Genomic DNA, 14,725 nt, shown 5'->3' on the forward strand with positions numbered 1-14,725 from the left:
CGGCGGGACCGCGCGCCGGAGCCACGGTAAGCGGGCCGGTCAGCCGCCCGCCCGGCGCTTGTTCCAGACGTCGAAGCCGACGGCGGCCAGCAGCACCAGGCCCTTGATGACCTGCTGCCAGTCGGTGCCGACGCCGACGAGGTTCATGCCGTTGTTGAGGACGCCGAGGACCAGGCCGCCGATGATGGCGCCGAGGACGGTGCCGACGCCGCCGCTCATCGAGGCGCCGCCGATAAACGCGGCGGCGATCGCCTCCAGTTCGAAGTTGATGCCCGCCTTCGGGGAGGCGGCGTTGAACCGGGCGGCGAAGACGAGGCCCGCGAGGGCGGCGAGGACGCCCATGTTGAGGAAGACGGCGAAGGTGACCCGCTTGTCCTTGACGCCGGAGAGCTTGGCGGCGCCGAGGTTGCCGCCGATCGCGTAGACGTGGCGGCCCGCCACCGCGTTGCGCATCACGTAGCCGAAGCCGACGAGGAGGGCGGCGAGGATCAGCAGGACCACGGGGGCGCCCTTGTAGCTGGCGAGCAGCAGGGTGGCGACGAGGATGACCGCGACCAGGGCGGCCAGTTTGAGGGCGAAGAGGGTCGGCGGGACCTCCTGGAGGGAGAACTCCCGCTGGCGGCGCCGGTCGCGGACCTCCTGGACCACGACGAAGGCGATCAGCACGAGGCCGAGCAGGAGCGTCAGGTTGTGGTAGTTGGTGGCCGGGCCGACCTCGGGCAGGAAGCCGTTGGCCGCCTTCTGGAGCCCGGACGGGAACGGGCCCATGGTCTGCCCGTCGAGGAAGATCTCCGTCAGCCCCCGGAAGAGCAGCATCCCGGCCAGCGTCACGATGAACGACGGAATGCCGATGTACGCGATGAAGAAGCCCTGCAGGGCTCCCGCGGCCGCGCCCATCAGCAGCGTGATCGCGACCGCGACCGGCCACGGGATCTGCTGCTGCACCATGAGGACCGCCGCGACGGCGCCGACCAGCGCCGTCAGCGAGCCGACCGAGAGGTCGATGTGGCCCGCGATGATGACGATCATCATGCCGATGGCGAGGATCAGGATGTAGCTGTTCTGGAGGACCAGGTTGGAGACGTTGCGCGGCAGCAGGAGGTCGCCGCCGGTCCAGATCTGGAAGAGGACGACGATCAGCCCGAGCGCGAACAGCATGCCGTACTGGCGGGAGTTCTGCCGGACGGCGTCCAGGAGCATCCGGCCCAGGCCCCGGCCCGCTCCGCGCCCCGGGGCACCCGCCGGCGCCTCGGGCTTGGTGGTCACTTCGCTGCTCATCGGTGGTGCCCTTCACTGGGATCGGTGCCGGAGGCGGCGGCGGGGGCGGACGGGTCGCGCGTCATGTGGCGCATGAGGACTTCCTGGGAGGCGTCGGCGCGGTCCACCTCGCCGGTGAGCCGGCCGGCGGCCATGGTGTAGACCCGGTCGCACATGCCGAGGAGTTCGGGCAGCTCGGAGGAGATCATCAGGATCGCCTTGCCCTCGGCCGCGAGCCGGTCGATCACCCCGTAGATCTCGAACTTGGCGCCGACGTCGACGCCGCGGGTGGGCTCGTCGAGGATCAGCACGTCGGGTCCGGCGAGGATCCACTTGCTCAGCACGATCTTCTGCTGGTTGCCGCCGGAGAGGCGGCCCACCTGTTCGAGGACGTCCGGGGTCTTGATGTTCATGACCCGCCGGTACTCCTCGGCGACCTGGCGTTCGCGGTGCGCGTCCACGACGCCGCCCCGGGCGAGCCGCCGCAGCGAACTGAGCGAGATGTTGCGGGCGACGGTGTCGCCGAGGTCGAGGCCGTACCGCTTGCGGTCCTCGGTGACGTAGGCGAGGCCGCGGCCGACCGCCTCCGGCACCGTCCGGGTGCGGATCTCGCGGCCGTCCTTCAGGACGGCGCCGCGCTCGTACCGGCCGTAACTGCGGCCGAAGACGCTCATCGCCAGTTCGGTGCGGCCCGCGCCCATCAGACCGGCGAGACCGACGATCTCGCCGCGGCGGACCGAGAGGGAGACGCCGTCGACGACCCGTCGGTGGTGGTCGACGGGATGGCGGACGGTCCAGTCGCGGATCTCCAGCGCCGGTTCGCCGTCGCGCGGCCCCTCGTACGGGGTGCGTTCGGGGAAGCGGCTGCCGAGGTCGCGGCCGACCATGCCGCGGATGACGCGTTCCTCGGTGGTCTCCGGGGCGTGCACGTCGAGGGTCTCCACGGAGCGGCCGTCGCGCAGGACCGTCACCGAGTCGGCGACCTCGGATATCTCGTTGAGCTTGTGCGAGATGATGATCGAGGTGATGCCCTGCTCCTGCAACTCCTCCATCAGCCGCAGTAGTTGAGCGCTGTCCTCGTCGTTGAGCGCCGCCGTCGGCTCGTCCAGGATCAGCAGCCGGACATCCTTCGCCAGCGCCTTGGCGATCTCCACCAGCTGCTGCTTGCCGACGCCGATGTCGCTCACCCTGGTCCGCGGGTGCTCGTCCAGGCCGACCCGCCGCAGCAGGCGGGCGGCCCCGCTGAGCGCCTTGTCCCAGTCGACCACCCCGCGCCGGGAGGGCTCGTTGCCGAGGAAGATGTTCTCGGCGATCGACAGGTGCGGGACGAGGGCCAGCTCCTGGTGGATGATGACGATCCCGCGCCGCTCGCTGGCCCGGATGTCCTTGAACCGGCACTCCTCGCCCTCGAAGAGCACCTCGCCCTCGTAGCTCCCGTACGGGTGCACGCCGGAGAGGACCTTCATCAGGGTGGACTTGCCCGCGCCGTTCTCCCCGCACAGGGCGTGGATCTCGCCGCGCCGGACGGAGAGCGTGACGTCGGCGAGGGCGGTGACGCCGGTGAAGCGCTTCACGATGGAACGCATCTCCAGGAGCGTCCCGGGACCGGCCCCTGTGCCGGGCCCCGCCGGGTCGGCGGTCATCGCAGGTCCTTGGCTTCGAGGTAGCCCGAGTCGACCAGGACCTCCTGGTAGTTGGACTTGTCGACGCTGACCGGCTCCAGGAGGTGGGCCGGGACGACCTTCTCGCCGTTGTCGTACGTCTTGTCGTCGTTGATCTCCGGCTTGCCGCCGTCGAGCAGGGCGCCGACCATCTCGGCCGCCACCTTGGCCAGTTCGCGGGTGTCCTTGTACACGGTCTGGGTCTGCTCACCGGCGATGATCGACTTCACCGAGGAGACCTCCGCGTCCTGCCCGGTGACGACGGGCAGCGGCTTCGCCTTGGACCCGTAGTCGTCCGACTTCAGCGCGGAGAGGATGCCGATGGAGATGCCGTCGTACGGCGAGAGCACCGCGTCCACCCGCTCCTTGGAGTAGGCCGAGGTCAGCAGGTCGTCCATCCGCTTCTGGGCGGTGCCGCCGTCCCAGCGCAACGTGGTGATCTGGTTGAGCCTGGTCTGCTTGGAGCGGACGACCAGCTGCTTCTTGTCGAAGTACGGCTTGAGGACCTCCATCGCGCCGTTGAAGAAGTAGCGGGTGTTGTTGTCGTCGTTGGACCCGGCGAACAGCTCGATGTTGTACGGGCCCTTCTCCCCGCCCTTCTCGTCCAGCCCCAGCTTCTCCACCAGGTACTCGCCCTGGAGGCGGCCGACCTTCTCGTTGTCGAAGGAGGCGTAGTAGTCGACGTGCGGGGAGCCGAGGATGAGGCGGTCGTAGGAGATGACGGGGATGTCGGCGTCGGCCGCCTGCTGGAGGACGTTGGAGAGCGCCTCGCCGTTGATGGCGGCGACGACCAGGGCGTCCACGCCCTGCGTGATCATGTTCTCGATCTGGGCGACCTGCTGGTCGGGGTCGTCCTCGCCGTACTGGAGGGTGGTGCGGTAGCCCGCCTTCTCCAGGATCTTGGTCATGTTCCGGCCGTCGGCGATCCAGCGCTCGGACGACTTGGTGGGCATGGCCACCCCGATGGTCTGCTCGTTCTTCCCCTTCCCCTCCTTGCTGCCGCCCGTACTGTCCTGGCCGCACGCGGTCAGGAGGAGGGCGCAGCAGGCGGTCGCCGCTGCGGCGGTGGTGGCGGCTCGGGCCTTCGTCATGGTTCTCCCTGGCAATCCCGTGATCGGGTCGGTGGGCGGGGATGCGGGCGCGGGCACGCCGGGACCGCCGCGCACGCCGGGTCTGCACCGGGACGTCGTCATTCCCGGCAGGGCACGATTGTTAGCGCTCACACAGTGGTGATACAAGATGGGGGATAGGCTTTTTCGGCATTGGCACAGAGTCGCGGTCCGGCGGGTTCCCGCGCGATCCGGCGCGAATTCGACAGGATCCGAGAGATCCGACGAGAGGGGAGGCCCGCGTGGCCCGGTCCGCGGAAGTCTCCCGTCCCCCGACCATGGCCGACGTGGCCCGCGAGGCGGGGGTCTCGCACCAGACGGTCTCCCGGGTCCTCAGCGGCCACCCGCACGTACGCCCCGCCACCCGCGCACAGGTCACCGCGGTTGTGGACCGCCTCGGCTACCGCCGCAACCCGGCCGCCCGCGCCCTGGTCACCCGCCGCACCCGCACCCTGGGCGTGATCGCGGTCAACACCACGCTCTACGGGCCCGCCAGCACCATGGCCGGGCTCCACGAGGCCGCCCGCGACGAGGGCTACCTCGTCTCCACGGTGACCCTGCGCGGCGACGGCGGGCAGGGCCTCAAGGACGCCGTCGACCACCTCTCCTCCTGGGGCGTGGAGGGCGTCGTCGCCCTCACCCCGCAGCGGACCACGGGCCGGGCGCTGGCCCGCCTGGACGCGCCGTTCCCCGTGGTCAGCGTCGAGGGCGGCGACCAGCTCGGCCTGCCGGCCGTCTCGCTCGACCAGGAGCGGGGCGCCCGCATGGTCACCGAACACCTGCTGGCCGCCGGGCACTCCACCGTCTGGCACGTGGCGGGACCCGACGGCTGGTCGGAGAGCGAGGCCCGCACCGCCGGGTGGCGCGCGGTGCTGCGCGAACGCGGCATCGAGCCGCCGCCCGCGCTCCAGGGCGACTGGAGCCCGCTCTCCGGCTACCGGGCCGGGCAGGAGTTGGCCGGGCACGTCCTCTCCGGCCAGGGGCCGGGGGTCACCGCGGTCTTCGTCGCCAACGACCAGATGGCGCTCGGGGTGCTGCGGGCGCTGCGGGAGGCCGGGGTGCGGACGCCGGAGCGGGTCGCCGTCGCCGGGTTCGACGACATTCCCGAGGCGGAGTTCTTCCCGCCGCCGCTGACCACTGTGCGGCAGGACTTCGCCTCCATCGGGAGGCGGAGCATCCGGCTGCTGATCGACCACATCGAGGGGCGCGGGGCGGGGGCCGAGCATCTGCTCGTCGCCCCGCAGCTCATCGTGCGGGCCAGCAGCAGGGGGGGCGGCGAGGTCTGACCTCGGGGCCGGTCGGGCTGGGGGTGTCCTTGGGCGCCGGACGGGCTGGGCTTGTCCTTGGGTGCCGGCACGCGTCGGCTGGGGTGTCCTCAAGCGCCGGACGGGCTGGGGATGCCTTTGAGTGCCGGCACGCCACAGCTGGGGTGCCCTCAAACGCCGGACGGGCTGGAGGGCGAAAGGTTGCCGCACCCCCTTGCCGCCTCGACATGTGAGCGCTAACAATCGTGCCGGTACGAACGCCGTTGCCCTCGCGACATTCCCAGGAGGCCGTCACCGTGAGCACACCCGTGCCTGTCGACGCGTCCGGTCAGCACCCTCCCGACGCCTGTACGGTCGGCGTCGACTTCGGGACCCTCTCCGGGCGGGCCGTGGTCGTCCGGGTGCGGGACGGGGCGGAGCTGGGGACGGCCGTGCACGAGTACCGGCACGGGGTGATCGACCGGCGGCTGCCCGCGGGCGGGGCCGAGCTCCCGCCGGACTGGGCGCTGCAGCACCCCGAGGACTGGCGGGACGTCCTGCGTACCGCCGTGCCCGAAGCCGTCGCCGCGGCCGGGGTCGACCCGGGCCACGTCATCGGCGTGGGAACGGACTTCACGGCCTGCACGGTGCTGCCGGCCACCGGCGACGGCACCCCGCTCGCCCTGCTGCCCGCGTGGGCGGGACGGCCGCACGCGTGGCCCAAGCTCTGGAAGCACCACGCCGCCCAGGACCAGGCGGACCGGCTCAACGCACTCGCCCATGAGCGGGGCGAGCCGTGGATCGCGCGGTACGGGGGGCGGATCTCGGCCGAGTGGCAGTACGCGAAGGCGCTCCAGGTGCTGGAGGAGGACCCGGAGGTCTACGCGGCCTGCGCGCGGTGGATCGAGGCGGCCGACTGGATCGTCTGGCAGCTGACCGGCGCCGAGTCGCGCAACGCCTGCACCGCCGGGTACAAGGGCATCCACCAGGACGGCAGCTACCCCGCCGCCGACTTCCTCGCCGGGCTGCACCCGGACTTCGCCGACTTCCCCGCCACCCGGCTCGCCCACCCGCTCTCCGCGCTGGGCGGCCACGCGGGCGGCCTGACCGCCGAGGCCGCCGCCTGGACGGGGCTGCCCGAGGGCACCGCGGTCGCCGTCGGGAACGTCGACGCCCATGTCACCGCCCCCGCCGCCGGTGCCGTGGAGAACGGCCGCCTGCTCGCCATCATGGGCACCTCGACCTGCCATGTCCTCAGCGGCCCGGCACTGGCGGAGGTGCCGGGGATCTGCGGCGTGGTCGACGGCGGCATCGTCGCGGGCGCGTACGGCTACGAGGCCGGGCAGAGCGCCGTCGGCGACATCTTCGCCTGGTGGCTGCGGCAGGGGCTGCCGGACGAGTACCGGGCGGAGGCCGAGGCGGCCGGGGAGGACGCGCACGCGTACCTGACCCGTCTGGCGGCCGGCCAGCCGGTCGGCGCCCACGGGCTGGTGGCCCTGGACTGGATGAACGGCAACCGCTCCACCCTGGTCGACCACCACCTCTCCGGCGTCCTCGCGGGCCTGACCCTGGACACCCGCCCCGAGGACGTCTACCGGGCGCTGCTGGAGGCGACCGCGTACGGCACCCGGGTCATCGTGGAGGCGTTCGAGAAGGGCGGTGTCCCGGTCGAGGAGTTCATCGTGGCGGGCGGGCTGAAGAAGAACCCCCTGCTCATGCAGGTCCACGCCGACGTGCTGCGCCGCCCCGTCTCGCTCGCCGGATCCGACCAGGGCCCGGCGCTGGGCTCCGCCATCCACGCCGCCGTCGCCGCCGGGGCCCACCCGGACGTCCGCGCGGCCGCCGCCGCCATGGGCAGCGTCCAGCGGGACGCCTACCTGCCCGACCCGGGCCGGGCCGACGCCTACGACGCGCTCTTCGCCGAGTACCGCGCCCTCCACGACCACTTCGGGACCGGTCCGGACCTCCTCCTGCACCGTCTGCGCCGCGTCCGCAACGCCGCGCGCACCGCCCCCCGCCCCGGCTCCACCGCCTGAGCCACCGGCACGCGCCCGCCCCGCCACCGTCCCGCCCGCCCGCCCGAGGAGCACACCGTCATGACGCCCGCACCGCCCGCGCCCGAGATCTGGTTCCTCACCGGCAGCCAGGCCCTCTACGGCGAGGAGACCCTCGCCCAGGTCACCGCGCAGTCCCGCGAGATCTGCTCGACCCTCGCCGAGCGCACCTCGCTCCCCGCCCGCCTGGTCTGGAAGCCGGTCCTCGCCGACGCCGCCGCCATCCGCCGGATCTGCCTGGACGCGGAGGCCGACGACCGGTGCGCGGGGCTGATCGCCTGGATGCACACCTTCTCCCCGGCCAAGATGTGGATCTCCGGCCTCGACGCCCTGCGCAAGCCCCTGCTCCACCTGCACACCCAGGCCAACCAGACGCTCCCCTGGGCCACCATCGACATGGACTTCATGAACCTCAACCAGGCCGCCCACGGCGACCGGGAGTTCGGGCACGTGCAGACCCGGCTCGGGGTCGCCCGGAAGACCGTCGCCGGGCACGTCCTGGACCCGGTCGTAGGCGCCCGCGTCGAGTCCTGGGCCCGCGCGGCGGCCGGCCGCGCCGAACTGGCGACGCTGCGGCTGGCCCGGTTCGGCGACAACATGCGGGACGTCGCGGTGACCGAGGGCGACAAGGTCGAGGCGCAGCGCCGGTTCGGCGTCTCGGTCAACACCTACGCCGTCAACGACCTGGCCGCCGCCGTCGACGGAGCCGACGAGGCCGCCGTCGACCTGCTCACCGAGGAGTACGGCGACCTCTACACCCTCGCCGACGACCTGCGCCCGGGCGCGCCCCGCCACGACGCCCTGCGGTACGCGGCCCGGATCGAGGCGGGGCTGCGCGCCTTCCTCACCGAGGGCGGCTTCCGCGCCTTCACCACCAACTTCGAGGACCTGGGCGGACTGCGCCAGCTCCCGGGCCTCGCCGTGCAGCGGCTGATGGCCGACGGCTACGGCTTCGGCGGCGAGGGCGACTGGAAGACCTCGGTGCTGCTGCGCACCCTGAAGGTGATGGGCGAGGGGCTGCCGGGCGGCACCTCCTTCATGGAGGACTACACCTACGACCTGACGCCGGGCCGCGAACTCATCCTCGGCGCGCACATGCTGGAGGTCTGCCCCTCGCTCACCGCCGCCCGGCCGTCCTGCGAGATCCATCCGCTGAGCATCGGCGGCCGGGAGGACCCGGTCCGGCTGGTCTTCGACGCGGACCCCGGCGCCGCCCTCGTCGTCGGCCTCGCCGACCTGGGCGACCGCTTCCGCCTGGTCGCCAACGAGATCGAGGTGGTCGCCCCGCCCGAGCCGCTGCCCGCGCTCCCGGTGGCCCGCGCCGTCTGGCGCCCCGCCCCGGATCTGCGGACCTCCACCGAGGCGTGGCTGACGGCGGGCGCCCCGCACCACACCGTGCTCACCACCGCGCTCGGCGCCGAGGCCGTCGAGGACCTGGCCGAGATGGTGCGGACGGAGTTGGCGGTCATCGACGCCGGCACCCGTATCCGCACGTTCGTCCGCGAACTGCGCTGGAACCAGGCGTACCACCGCCTGGCGCTCCCGCTGTGACGGCCACTGCCCCGCCTCCCGGACGGAGTCCCCGTATGAGCACGCCCCGCCGGTCCGTCTCCGCCGCGCTCCGCCGCGAGGTGCACCGGGCCAACCTGCGCATCCCCGCCACCGGCCTGGCCACCCTCACCTGGGGCAACGTCAGCGGCGTCGACCGTGAGGCGGGCGTCTTCGTGATCAAGCCGTCGGGGGTGCCGTACGAGCGGCTGACCGAGGACGACCTGGTCGTGGTGGCGCTGGAGGACGGCCGGGTCGTGGAGGGTGAGCTGCGCCCGTCCACCGACACCGAGACGCATCGCTGCCTCTACCGGGCCTTCCCGTCGGTCGGCGGCGTCACCCACACCCACTCGACGCACGCGGTGGCCTTCGCCCAGGCCAGGCGCCCGGTACCGGTGCTCGGCACCACCCACGCCGACACCTTCGACGGGCCGGTCCCGGTGACGGAGGTGCTGACGCCGGAGCAGTGCGCCCGCGACTACGAGTTCCACACCGGGCAGGTGGTGGTGGACCTGCTCGGCGGGGACGACGCCCGCGCCCAGGAGGTGCCGGGCGCCCTCGTCGCCCACCACGGGCCGTTCACCTGGGGCGCCACCGCCACGGCCTCGCTGGAGCACGCCGTGGTCCTGGAGGCGGTCGCCGAGATGGCGCTGCACACCCTGGCGCTGGGCCGCGCCGAGCCCCCGCAGCACCTCCTCGACCGGCACTACACGCGCAAGCACGGGCCGGGCGCGTACTACGGGAACCCGGGGCCGGGCGCGGCCTGAGCGGACATGGACGAGGGGCGCCCCCGGCCCTGCCGGGGGCGCCCCTCACTCGCTCACGGGCCTTACTCCACGACCGTGATCCGGTCCGCCTTCGGCGGGTCCAGGGGGTTGTCGGCCGAGGTGGTGGCCGTCAGATAGTCGTTGAAGGCGGCCAGGTCGTCGCTGCCGACGAGGGGGTCGGTGCCCTCGCCGAGGGCCGCGAAGCCGTCGCCGCCGCCCGCGAGGAAGGAGTTCATCGCGACGCGGTAGGAGGCGGCCGGGTCGATCGGCTCGCCGTTCAGGCGGATGGTGTCCGCGACGACGCGGTCGGCGCCCGCCTTGGTGAGGTCGAGGGTGTAGGTCAGCCCCTCCGACACCTGGAGGATCTTCGGGGAGGCCTCGTTGCCGCCGCTGACCTGCTGCTGCAGCGCGGTGACGAGCTGTTCGCCGGTGAGCGTGACGAGGTTGACGGTGTTGCTGAACGGCTGGACGGTGAACGCCTCGCCGTAGGTCACCACCCCGTCGCCCTCGTCGCCGGAGGCCGCGTACACCAGGTCGGAGCGGACGCCTCCGGGGTTCATCAGCGCGAGGACCGCCGTGTCGTCCAGGGACTGGGCGTGGGCCAGCTGGGCGTCGGCGATGACGTCGCCGAGCGGCGACTCGGGGGTGGTGGCGCCCCGGCCGGGGAGGTCGCCGGAGATGTGGCCGACGGGCTGGGCGGCGATGGGCGCGGCCAGCTCGTTCCAGTCGGAGATCAGCCGGGTGATGTCCTTCGCCTTCGGCTGGGTCCGGGTGACGACGTGGTTGGCCGAGGAGACGCTGGTGCGGACGATGTCCCTGGTCTTCCGGTCGTACGTCAGCGTGGTGTCGGTGTAGAGCTTGCCGAAGGACGAGGCCGAGGTGACCGTGCGCGGCTTGCCCGCCGGGTCCGGGATGGTGCAGGCGTACGCCTCGTGGGTGTGGCCGGTGACCAGGGCGTCGACCTTCGGGGTGATGCCCTTGGCGATGTCGACGATCGGGCCGGAGACGCCGTCGCCCGCGCCCGGCGAGTCGCAGTCGTAGTTGTACGAGGTGGAGGCGGGGGCGCCGCCCTCGTGGATCAGCGCGACGATCGACTTGACGCCCTTGCGGTCGAGTTCGCGGGCGTACTTGTTGACGGTCTCGATCTCGTCGTGGAACCTCAGCCCCTTGACGCCCTCGGCCGAGACGATGTCCGGCGTGCCCTCCAGGGTGACGCCGATGAAGCCGATCTCGACGCCGTTCTTCTTCCACACCGTGTACGGCTTGAGGATCGGCTTGCCGGTCTTCTCGTCCGTGACGTTGGCGGCGAGGTAGGGGAAGTCGGCGCCCTCGAACTTGCGGCCGTCGGTGTAGCAGCCGTCCTCGGGGTGGCAGCCGCCCTTCTGGAGGCGGTCCAGCTCGGCGCGGCCCTCGTCGAACTCGTGGTTGCCGACGCCCGTGACGTCGAGCTTCATCTTGTTGAGCGCCTCGACGGTGGGCTCGTCGTGGAAGAGCCCCGAGAGCAGCGGGCTGGCGCCGACCATGTCACCGGCGGCGGCGGTGACGCTGTACGGGTTGCCCTTGCGCGCGGTGCGCAGCGAGGTGGCCAGGTACTCGGCGCCGCCCGCGTCGATCGCCTTGGTCGAGCCGTCCGGCTGGGTCTCGGTGACCTGGCCGGAGGAGCCGGCCGGGGGTTCGAGGTTGCCGTGCAGGTCGTTGAAGGAGAGGAGCTGTACGTCGACGGTGCGGCCGTGGCCGTGGCCCGGCTCGCCGTGGTCGTGGCCGCCGCCGTGGCCGGGCTTCCCGTGGGCCCCGGCCGGCATCGCGGCGACCAGCGCGCCGACAGCGGCCAGCGAGACGGTACCGGTCACCAGGCGCCAGGTGCGGCGTCTCGTGCGGGGTGTGGCTGACATGCGTCCCCCTGAGGGAGTGGACTCGGATACGAGGCGCAGCCTAGGGTCAACGCGCGTAGCGCGACAGGGGGTTGCGGTTACGGCCAGGTTGCCGTCGGGCGGCGCGCCACCCCGGGCGCCCGTTACGCCCCCGATTGCAGCGGCCCCGGGCCCTGCCCGCCGTACCCTCGTGACCATGACCAGCGACGCTCCGGCCTCCGTGCCGTCCCGCCAGATCCACACCGCCGCCGAGCTCACCGAGGACCAGGCCGCCTCGGTGCGGGCCCTGCTGGCCGACGCGGCCGCCGAGGACGGGCAGCAGGCCGTCTCCGAGCAGGGCCGCCTCCAGCTGCGCGGCGGCCGCCGCGAGGGCGTACGCCACCTGCTGCTGACCGCCGACGGGCAGCTCGCCGGGTACGCCCAGCTGGAGGGCGCCGATCCGGTGGAGCCGCCCGCCGGTGAGCTGGTCGTGCACCCCGCGCACCGGAACCGGGGCCACGGCCGGGCGCTCGGCACCGCCCTGCTGGAGGCGGCCGGCGGCCCGCTGCGGATCTGGGCGCACGGCGGGCACCCCGCCGCCCGGCACCTGGCGATCGTGCTGGGGCTGAGCCTCTTCCGCGAGCTGCGCCAGATGCGCCGCCCGCTCTCGGTGCCGCCGCTGCACGAGTCGGCGTACCCGGAGGGCGTCACCGTCCGCACCTTCGTCCCGGGCGAGGACGACGCGGCCTGGCTCGCCGTCAACTCGGCCGCCTTCGCCCACCACCCGGAGCAGGGCTCCCTCACCCAGCGCGACCTGGACGACCGGCTGGCCGAGCCGTGGTTCGACCCGAAGGGCTTCTTCCTCGCGGAGCGCGACGGCGAGCTGGTCGGCTTCCACTGGACCAAGGTCCACGCCGAGGAGCAGCTGGGCGAGGTCTACGTGGTCGGTGTCGCCCCCGGCGCCCAGGGCGGCGGCCTCGGCAAGGCCCTCACCACGACGGGCCTCGCCCACCTGGCCTCCGAGGGCCTGCCGACGGCGATGCTCTACGTCGACGCGGACAACGAGGCGGCGGTGAGCGTCTATGAGCGGCTCGGGTTCACGACGTACGAGACGGACCTGATGTACCGCACGGAGAGCTGAGCCCGGGGCGCTTCCGTGTACGGGGGCCCCGCCACGCTCCGGACCGGAGACGAGGCGGGGCTTTTCCGCACCGCGTCAGCCACAGGCCTTCGCGAGCGACACCAGCCCGGCGAAACCCTCGGCGGTGAGGGTCAGGTGCGGGCCGTGCGGGGCCTTGCTGTCGCGGACCAGGACCTCGCCGGTGAGGGTGGCGGGCTGCGGGGCCCACTCGACGCATTCGGCACCCTGGCCATCGCTGTAGCTGCTCTTCACCCAGGTGAGGGAAGGCGGGGTCTTATTAGTCGCGGTCATCTCCATACTCTTCCAGGTACTTACCGAACATGGCCAGGCTCTCCCGGCTGTCGAGCGCCTTCGATCGGGCGATGTCCAAAAGCCTCGTCAGCTCCAGCACCTCAGCCGGGGTGTCCACCGCCGCCCCGGAGGCAAGCTCTCGACGTAGGCGAACGACACGCCGTCGCGAAGGGTGAGCAGGCTCGGGCGCCGGAGGAGGGAATCCGGCCGCCACCCCGTGACTAACCTCCGGTGCGCGGGAACACGTCCCCCATCGCGGCACCGACCGGAGGGGACGGCCAGACCATGGCGAGCACAGCGGCTCACGCGCGGGCGGGGTCGGAGACGGAACCGAGGAGCATCCGGCTGCCGGGCATCCTCCTCGGGGTGGGCCTCGGCGGCTTCGTCGACGGCATCCTGCTCCACCAGCTCCTCCAGTGGCACCACATGCTGACCAGCACCGACACCGCGCGGATCGGCGTGAAGTACTACCCGGCGGACACCGTCTCGGGCCTGGAGATGAACACTGTCTGGGACGGCGTCTTCCACACCGTCTGCTGGCTGGCCGTCCTCTCCGGCCTCGCCGTCCTCTACGCCCGGGTCACCCACGACCGGCGACGCGTCTGGACCTCGCGGGTGCTGTGGGGCTGGGTGCTGGTGGGCTGGGGACTCTTCAACCTGGTCGAGGGTGTCGTCGACCACCAGATCCTCGGCATCCACCATGTCCGCGGCGGCCCCCACGAGTTCTGGTGGGACATGGGCTTCCTCGCCCTCGGCGCCCTGCTGGTCGCCGTCGGCCTCCTCCTCCGGCGCGGCGGCCGCCCCCTCGACCCCGGTACGGGCGATCCCGGCCCGCAGGCGCGATGAGCGGCGACGCACACCACCCGCACCCGCCGGGCCCCGCGGCCGACCCGGGCCTCTGGGACCTCCTGGCCCCCGCCCTGGCGCCCGTCCTCGCCGCCACCCTGCTCGGCGCGGCCTACCTCCGCCTCGCCCGCCGGGCCCGCCTCCGCAATCCGGTCCTCGGCTGGTCCCGGTGGCGTACGGCGGCCTTCCTCGCCGGGCTCGCCGTCCTGGTCCTGGCGCTCGTCCCGCCCCTGGCGCCGTTCGCGCACGGCGACTTCCGGGGGCACATGGCGCAGCACCTGCTCATCGGCATGTACGCCCCGCTGGGCCTGGTCCTCGCCGCCCCCGTCACCCTGCTGCTGCGCACCCTCCCCCCGGCGCGGGCCCGCACCCTCGCCACGCTCCTGCACACCTTCCCGGCCCGGGTACTCAGCCACCCGCTGGTCGCGCTGGTCCTGTCCACCGGCACTCTGGCACTGCTGTACTTCACACCGCTGTACACCGCCCTCGCCGCCGCCCCGGGCGCCCACTGGCTCCTCCACGCCCACTTCCTGCTCTCCGGCTGCCTCTTCGCGCACGCCGTCGCGGGCCCCGACCCCGCTCCGTCCCGGCCCGGCGTCCCGGCCCGCCTCGTCGTCCTCGGCGTCGCCATCACCGCGCACGCCACCCTCTCCCAGCTCATGTACGGCGGGTTCCTCGTCCAGGTCCCCGTCCCCGCCGGGCAACTACAGGGCGGAGCGGAACTGATGTACTACGGCGGCGACCTGGCCGAACTACTCCTCGCCGCCGCCCTGGTCACCACCTGGCGCCCAGCCAAACCCCACCCCGGCCGACGCTTGAGGCCAATCGGTGACCGGCCCCGTCGAACGGCGCCAAACCCCACCCCGGCCGACGCTTGAGGCCAATCGGTGACGGGCGGCGTCGAACGGCGCCAAACCCCAGCCCGGCCGGCGTTTGAGGCCAATCGGTGACCGGCAC

At 72.9% G+C, this 14,725-nt stretch carries 12 protein-coding genes; 7 read left to right on the forward strand and 5 right to left on the reverse strand.

Going from position 1 to position 14,725, the window contains the following annotated elements; all coding sequences use genetic code 11:
- Nucleotides 1–39: 39 nt before the first annotated feature.
- The 3 genes from mmsB to chvE are packed head-to-tail and all read right to left on the reverse strand — an operon-like array spanning nucleotide 40 to nucleotide 4,009.
- Complete coding sequence (gene mmsB / locus ACFWMZ_RS20740) at nucleotides 40–1,278, reverse strand: multiple monosaccharide ABC transporter permease (protein ID WP_383180404.1); 1,239 nt, start codon at nucleotides 1,276–1,278, stop codon at nucleotides 40–42.
- Complete coding sequence (gene mmsA, locus ACFWMZ_RS20745) at nucleotides 1,275–2,900, reverse strand: multiple monosaccharide ABC transporter ATP-binding protein (protein WP_383203287.1); 1,626 nt, start codon at nucleotides 2,898–2,900, stop codon at nucleotides 1,275–1,277. The genes mmsB and mmsA overlap by 4 nt, the downstream gene beginning before the upstream one ends.
- On the reverse strand, nucleotides 2,897–4,009 hold the full coding sequence (gene chvE, locus ACFWMZ_RS20750) for a multiple monosaccharide ABC transporter substrate-binding protein (RefSeq protein WP_383180398.1): 1,113 nt from the start codon (nucleotides 4,007–4,009) through the stop codon (nucleotides 2,897–2,899). The genes mmsA and chvE overlap by 4 nt, the downstream gene beginning before the upstream one ends.
- 260 nt (nucleotides 4,010–4,269) lie before the next feature.
- Between chvE and ACFWMZ_RS20755 the strand changes: the two genes are divergently transcribed.
- The 4 genes from ACFWMZ_RS20755 (at nucleotide 4,270) to araD (ending at nucleotide 9,640) form a co-directional block, all read left to right on the forward strand.
- Nucleotides 4,270–5,313: a LacI family DNA-binding transcriptional regulator gene (locus ACFWMZ_RS20755; RefSeq protein ID WP_383180395.1), complete on the forward strand. Its 1,044-nt coding sequence runs from the start codon at nucleotides 4,270–4,272 to the stop codon at nucleotides 5,311–5,313.
- Between the two features lie 275 nt (nucleotides 5,314–5,588).
- Nucleotides 5,589–7,307, forward strand: a complete 1,719-nt coding sequence (gene araB / locus ACFWMZ_RS20760; RefSeq protein WP_383180392.1) for a ribulokinase — start codon at nucleotides 5,589–5,591, stop codon at nucleotides 7,305–7,307.
- A gap of 60 nt (nucleotides 7,308–7,367) precedes the next feature.
- Nucleotides 7,368–8,876 (forward strand): L-arabinose isomerase, encoded by a 1,509-nt coding sequence (gene araA, locus ACFWMZ_RS20765; protein WP_383203290.1) that lies wholly within the window; start codon nucleotides 7,368–7,370, stop codon nucleotides 8,874–8,876.
- A 35-nt stretch (nucleotides 8,877–8,911) separates the two neighbouring features.
- Complete coding sequence (gene araD, locus ACFWMZ_RS20770; RefSeq protein ID WP_383203293.1) at nucleotides 8,912–9,640, forward strand: L-ribulose-5-phosphate 4-epimerase AraD; 729 nt, start codon at nucleotides 8,912–8,914, stop codon at nucleotides 9,638–9,640.
- Nucleotides 9,641–9,702: 62 nt separating this feature from the next.
- On the opposite strand, the gene ACFWMZ_RS20775 is transcribed toward araD, so the two are convergent.
- On the reverse strand, nucleotides 9,703–11,532 hold the full coding sequence (locus tag ACFWMZ_RS20775) for a bifunctional metallophosphatase/5'-nucleotidase (protein WP_383203296.1): 1,830 nt from the start codon (nucleotides 11,530–11,532) through the stop codon (nucleotides 9,703–9,705).
- 175 nt (nucleotides 11,533–11,707) lie between these two features.
- On the opposite strand from ACFWMZ_RS20775, the gene mshD reads away from it, so the two are divergent.
- Nucleotides 11,708–12,631 (forward strand): mycothiol synthase, encoded by a 924-nt coding sequence (mshD, locus tag ACFWMZ_RS20780; protein WP_383203299.1) that lies wholly within the window; start codon nucleotides 11,708–11,710, stop codon nucleotides 12,629–12,631.
- Nucleotides 12,632–12,706: 75 nt separating this feature from the next.
- Here mshD and ACFWMZ_RS20785 read toward each other — a convergent pair whose 3' ends face one another.
- Entirely contained in the window at nucleotides 12,707–12,922 is a 216-nt protein-coding gene (locus tag ACFWMZ_RS20785; RefSeq protein ID WP_383203302.1) for a DUF397 domain-containing protein, read from the reverse strand.
- Between the two features lie 285 nt (nucleotides 12,923–13,207).
- Between ACFWMZ_RS20785 and ACFWMZ_RS20790 the strand changes: the two genes are divergently transcribed.
- A complete protein-coding gene (locus tag ACFWMZ_RS20790; protein ID WP_383203305.1) occupies nucleotides 13,208–13,768 on the forward strand; it encodes a DUF2243 domain-containing protein in 561 nt (186 codons plus the stop codon).
- Complete coding sequence (locus ACFWMZ_RS20795) at nucleotides 13,765–14,646, forward strand: cytochrome c oxidase assembly protein (protein ID WP_383203308.1); 882 nt, start codon at nucleotides 13,765–13,767, stop codon at nucleotides 14,644–14,646. Before ACFWMZ_RS20790 ends, ACFWMZ_RS20795 begins: the two co-directional genes overlap by 4 nt.
- Nucleotides 14,647–14,725 lie beyond the last annotated feature (79 nt).

This window comes from Streptomyces sp. NPDC058373 (assembly GCF_042723275.1).
In the GTDB taxonomy this organism is placed as follows: domain Bacteria; phylum Actinomycetota; class Actinomycetes; order Streptomycetales; family Streptomycetaceae; genus Streptomyces.

Coding starts and splice junctions, on each gene's coding strand:
- chvE (WP_383180398.1), bottom strand. CDS start 4,009: ATGACGAAGGCCCGAGCCGCCACCACCGCCGCAGCGGCGACCGCCTGC.
- mmsA (WP_383203287.1), bottom strand. CDS start 2,900: ATGACCGCCGACCCGGCGGGGCCCGGCACAGGGGCCGGTCCCGGGACG.
- ACFWMZ_RS20790 (WP_383203305.1), top strand. CDS start 13,208: ATGGCGAGCACAGCGGCTCACGCGCGGGCGGGGTCGGAGACGGAACCG.
- araA (WP_383203290.1), top strand. CDS start 7,368: ATGACGCCCGCACCGCCCGCGCCCGAGATCTGGTTCCTCACCGGCAGC.
- mmsB (WP_383180404.1), bottom strand. CDS start 1,278: ATGAGCAGCGAAGTGACCACCAAGCCCGAGGCGCCGGCGGGTGCCCCG.
- ACFWMZ_RS20775 (WP_383203296.1), bottom strand. CDS start 11,532: ATGTCAGCCACACCCCGCACGAGACGCCGCACCTGGCGCCTGGTGACC.
- ACFWMZ_RS20785 (WP_383203302.1), bottom strand. CDS start 12,922: ATGACCGCGACTAATAAGACCCCGCCTTCCCTCACCTGGGTGAAGAGC.
- ACFWMZ_RS20795 (WP_383203308.1), top strand. CDS start 13,765: ATGAGCGGCGACGCACACCACCCGCACCCGCCGGGCCCCGCGGCCGAC.
- araD (WP_383203293.1), top strand. CDS start 8,912: ATGAGCACGCCCCGCCGGTCCGTCTCCGCCGCGCTCCGCCGCGAGGTG.
- mshD (WP_383203299.1), top strand. CDS start 11,708: ATGACCAGCGACGCTCCGGCCTCCGTGCCGTCCCGCCAGATCCACACC.